This window comes from Deltaproteobacteria bacterium, assembly GCA_016234845.1.
GTDB lineage: Bacteria > Desulfobacterota > Deferrimicrobia > Deferrimicrobiales > Deferrimicrobiaceae > JACRNP01.
In genome coordinates this window covers 1-4,623 of the sequence record JACRNP010000153.1, presented here as the reverse complement: position 1 = coordinate 4,623, position 4,623 = coordinate 1, and the positions used below count along the sequence as shown (strand labels likewise).

Here is a 4,623-nt window from a genome sequence, read left to right as displayed (position 1 = left end):
TGGGAGGCTACGAAGCCGGGCCGCTAGGTTCGGTGGAGCCAACGTTGAAATACCACCCTTAGCTTTCTGACATTCTAACTCGGCCCTGTCATCCAGGGCGAAGACAGTGTCTGGCGGGTAGTTTGACTGGGGCGGTCGCCTCCCAAAGAGTAACGGAGGCGCGCGAAGGTTCCCTCAGGCGGATTGGAAACCCGCCGACGAGTGCAAAGGCAAAAGGGAGCTTGACTGCGAGACCGACAGGTCGAGCAGGTGGGAAACCAGGTCTTAGTGATCCGGTGGTTCCGTATGGAATGGCCATCGCTCAACGGATAAAAGGTACGCCGGGGATAACAGGCTGATACCCCCCAAGAGTTCACATCGACGGGGGGGTTTGGCACCTCGATGTCGGCTCGTCACATCCCGGGGCTGGAGCAGGTCCCAAGGGTTCGGCTGTTCGCCGATTAAAGTGGTACGCGAGCTGGGTTCAGAACGTCGTGAGACAGTTCGGTCCCTATCTGCCGTGGGCGCAGGAGATTTGAGAAGAGCCTCCCCTAGTACGAGAGGACCGGGGTGGACGAACCTCTGGTGTTCCGGTTGTCCTGCCAAGGGCAGTGCCGGGTAGCTACGTTCGGACGGGATAACCGTTGAAAGCATCTAAGCGGGAAGCCTCCTTCAAGACGAGATCTCCCCGGGGCGAGAGCCCCCTGAAGGCCCGTTGGAGACGACGACGTTGATAGGCCGGGTGTGTACGCGTGGCAACACGCTGAGCTAACCGGTACTAAAGGGCCGTGCGGCTTGACCCCATTTCGCATCCTTCGCACCAGCGCGCAACAAGAGACCACGACTCACCGCAACGCTCTCGATTCCCTGACGTATGGAGTTGTCACTGTTTTTTCGGTGGCTATGGCGAGGGGGAGACACCCGTTCCCATTCCGAACACGGCCGTTAAGCCCCTCCGCGCCGATGGTACTGCCCGGGTCACTGGGTGGGAGAGTAGGTCGCCGCCGATCCTTTTGAAGAACCACCCCCGCTCCCGCGCCTCCGTGCGCTCTGCGGGGTACCGGGCATCCAAGCTCATCAGCCGCCCCTGGCGAGGTCTCCCCTCCCAGGGGCGTTCTGTTTGTTTACGGGGCACTTGCGGTGCGGACGGGCGCTTGACCGCAGGGTGACGGGGAGGGCAAGCTGGGTCGTAACGATCGGCGGTCCGACGGGAGGCCCGAGGATGGCAAGACTCGCGGTACTCGGGGCGGTGGCAGTCGCGTGGCTAGGCCTTACCGACGGGGATGGGGCGCGATGCGGCGACCTTGAGAAGGCCTTGGATGTGGCGATGGAGGGCGCGATGTCCGGCGGGCTCCTGGCCGGCGGGGTCGTGTCCGTGGGGAGCCGGGAAGGGATACTGATCACCAAAGCCTACGGCAGGCGCTGGGGAGGGGCATCGGCTGAATCGCTCAATACCGGGGCGGTGTTCGATCTTGCATCGCTGACGAAAGTGGTTGCTACGGCGCCTTCGGTGATGAAGCTTGCCGCGGAGGGACGCCTCGTGCTCAACGATCCGCTCGGGAAGTGGTTTCCGGAGGTAAAGGGCACCGGGGCGCAGAGAGTCGAAGTGAGGGACTTGCTCACGCACACGTCGGGGCTGCGAGACTTTCGGATTGCGGGGGAGAGGCCCCTTGACGCTGCCCTGCGGGGCGTCGCTCGACAAGGGGCGGGGGGCCTGGTACGCGGGCAGTTTCGGTACGCGGACATCAACTTCATTCTCCTCGGGGAACTCGTCCGGCGCGTTTCCGGGGTGCCTCTCAATCAGTACGCAAAGGAGTCCTTCTACGGTCCTCTGCGGATGACCGACACGGGGTTCCTCCCTGGGCCGGAGCTCTGGACCCGGTGCGTGCCCACGGCGGGCGGGAGCGGGCAGGTCGCCGTGGGGCGCGTCCAGGACCCGGTGGCCCGGCAGTTCGGTGGGGTCGCGGGCCACGCGGGTTTGTTCGGGACTATCGGGGATTTGGGGCGATTTGCACGGATGCTCCTCGGTCTCGGCGAGTTGGAGGGGACTCGAGTCCTCACGGAATCCACGGTCCGGCTCATGATCGCGCCCCGACCCTTTGGGGGAGGAACCGTGAGGAGCCTGGGCTGGGACGTGTCGTCCGCCTACTCCTCGCCTCGGATCGACGCGTTCACGGCCGACTCTTTCGGTCACACCGGCTATACGGGGGTGTCGATCTGGCTCGATCCTGGTTTGGACACCTTCGTCATCCTGCTCGGTTCTCGGCTCGAGTACCGCAGGACCCGGGCGTTCAACCAGCTCCGGGCCGACATCTCCTCCGCCGTGGCCAGCGACATGGCAGCCCGCCGCGTGCCGAGCGGGGCCGCGCAGCCGGGCGGATAGGCTGCCGGGGCGCTGGCCGCGTGTCGCGCACCGTGCACAACCCGGACTCGCAGCTCTGTTCGCCCGGTGCGGATTGCAGTAGCATGGCGCCACACATCCAGCGAAAGAGATTCGTCCGCGGCGGTCGGTCGGGTCTCCCGATCCCTCGAAAGGAGAACGGCGAGATGAGTGAAGGACAGTCCCGGGCCGGCGTGGCGACGCGCATCGTGGTCCCGGGGGCCGCGACCAGCAAGATCCTGCGACCGTGACCGAGGGGTAGAGCGGCCAGTTTACCACGCGTCGTTGCGGAGTCGGGGCTCTGCCGGCTGGGGGTCAAGTCCGATCGTTCTGTTCCGCAGCCCAAGGCAGCGGGAGCAGCAATACGAGCATGGCTCCTGCCGCAGGCAAAGCGTTGATGGCATGTGCGGCGGCGGAGACGCCGTGGCGGTCCGCCAGGGCGCCAAGCAGCGTTACCCCGATGCCCCCGGTACCGATGGCGAACCCAGCGATCGTCCCGGACGCGGTGGCCATATGGCGCGGGAAGAGCTCCTGCGCCATCACGATCGTCACGGAAAAGGTCGAGACGATCGTCGCGCCGACCAGACCCGCCACAACGAACACCGCCCAACCTTTGGCGACCAGGAACAGAGCGATCAGGGGAACCTGAAGCGCCAGCGAGGCGAACAGCATGCGCCGGTGCCCGACCCGGTCCCCGATGGGCCCCCCCACGAGCGTGCCGATGGTCCCGGAGCCCAGGAACAGAAAGAGAAGGGTCGCGACGTAGGCCGGGTCTCGGTCCAGTTCAGCCCGGTACAGGAAAGGAATATAGGTCGCCAGGCCGAGTTGCGTCCAGGTGCGGAAGACGACGATCAGGACGAGCAGCGCAATCGCCGGGAACGGTCGCGCGTGACGATCCGCCCGCTTCGCAACCTCGCCGATCGCGGTGACGCGACGGGTGATGCTCGGAAGGGCGGGCACGAGAAGCGCCAAGGCCAAGGCACAGGGAGTGGCGAGCGCCACGGCGCCGGTGAGTCCGAGATGCGAGACGAGGAAGATCGCGGCCGGGGCTCCGAGGGCGAATCCTAGGTTTCCGCCCACCGAGAACAGCGACATGCCCGTGGCGCGCCGAGCCTGTGCAATGCAGGCCGTCGCCTTGAATCCCTCGGGGTGAAAGGCGGCTGTCCCGAGTCCTAGGAATACGACGATCGCGAGCACCCAGCCGAAGGTCGGCGCAAAAGGGACGAGAGCCATGCCGACCCCGGACACCAACAGGCCGAAGGGGAGCAGGGCGGGCAGCGGCTTGCGGTCGGTCAGATACCCGAAGAGGGGTTGAATTCCCGAAGACGTGACGTGAGCCGCCAGAAGCACGAGGCCCGCGGACGTATAGGTGAGCGCGTACCGGTCCTTCAAGTAGGGGAGCAGGGCCGGCAGGGCGCCCTGCACGACGTCGGTGGCCAAGTGACCCAGCGAGAGCAGGGCGATCAGAAGACCCGCTCCAGCGGTCGTGCTGCTGAGCGGTCGGCCGGAGGGCCCCGTAACTCGAAGGTGCGACATGGTTAGAACACACAGGCCACGTCGAAGCCTCCGACGGTGAAGAGGATGGCGAGACGGGCTGCCGTGTCCCCGATAACCGGTACTCCGGTTTCGATCCAGAGGAGCGTGCTTTCCATTGGCGTCCTCGCCCGTCACGCTCTCCTTGACCCCGGAACTCCCGGCCACTGTAGGGAGGGCGGGTACCTGGGTCAAGCACGCGTTGGAGAGAGTGTTGCTGGCGACTGGGCACCCTCACCCTCGACCGCCCCCGTGATCGATTTCTCGATGGCTTCCCGGGCCGCCCAAAGAATGCCGTTCAGGCCACGGCCCGCTCGACGCCGTCCTCTGCTGCGTCACGGCTGCACAGGCTCACGAGCCGGGCTACGAGGCAACCGGCCAGCGTCAATTGCTCCAGAGTGTCCGGGTCGATCTCCACCCCGAACTGCCCCTCCAACTCGGCGACCAGATCCTCGAACTGCTCCGGGCTCAGACCCACGTCGTCGATCAGATCTTCGGCCGTATAGAGTTTCTTCTTTCTCCCCACGCGCCGCTGCACTCCTCGCCGCACCGCCGCTATGATTCCGCCCACGTCGGGCAGTTCTTTACGCGCCACATTGCCCTCCTTTCGGACCCCGCTCGACCTCAACTGGCTTTGCACCGCATGGCTCCCCTCCTTCTCTTCGATGCGCCGGACGGTCGCGCGGTGTCTGCAGGTGCCCCCAGGTCTAAATCCTATGGTCTACAGCTCC

At 65.6% G+C, this 4,623-nt stretch carries 3 protein-coding genes and 2 rRNA genes; 3 read left to right on the top strand and 2 right to left on the bottom strand.

Annotation, left to right across the window (positions count from 1 at the left end; all coding sequences use genetic code 11):
• The 3 genes from HZB86_10350 to HZB86_10340 form a co-directional block, all read left to right on the top strand.
• Positions 1–784 (top strand): 23S ribosomal RNA (locus HZB86_10350); the annotation flags it as partial.
• A gap of 88 nt (positions 785–872) precedes the next feature.
• A 5S ribosomal RNA gene (rrf, locus tag HZB86_10345) occupies positions 873–989 on the top strand.
• Between the two features lie 212 nt (positions 990–1,201).
• Positions 1,202–2,362: a serine hydrolase gene (locus HZB86_10340; GenBank protein ID MBI5905924.1), complete on the top strand. Its 1,161-nt coding sequence runs from the start codon at positions 1,202–1,204 to the stop codon at positions 2,360–2,362.
• Positions 2,363–2,674: 312 nt separating this feature from the next.
• Here HZB86_10340 and HZB86_10335 read toward each other — a convergent pair whose 3' ends face one another.
• Entirely contained in the window at positions 2,675–3,799 is a 1,125-nt protein-coding gene (locus HZB86_10335) for an MFS transporter (protein MBI5905923.1), read from the bottom strand.
• A 391-nt stretch (positions 3,800–4,190) separates the two neighbouring features.
• The gene (locus HZB86_10330) at positions 4,191–4,487 is read right to left on the bottom strand and encodes a hypothetical protein (GenBank protein MBI5905922.1); all 297 of its coding nucleotides are present in this window, start codon (positions 4,485–4,487) and stop codon (positions 4,191–4,193) included.
• Between the last annotated feature and the right edge of the window lie 136 nt (positions 4,488–4,623).

Bases quoted from the DNA above. Each gene is read 5' to 3' on its own strand.
- HZB86_10340 (MBI5905924.1), top strand. From the start codon at position 1,202: ATGGCAAGACTCGCGGTACTCGGGGCGGTGGCAGTCGCGTGGCTAGGC.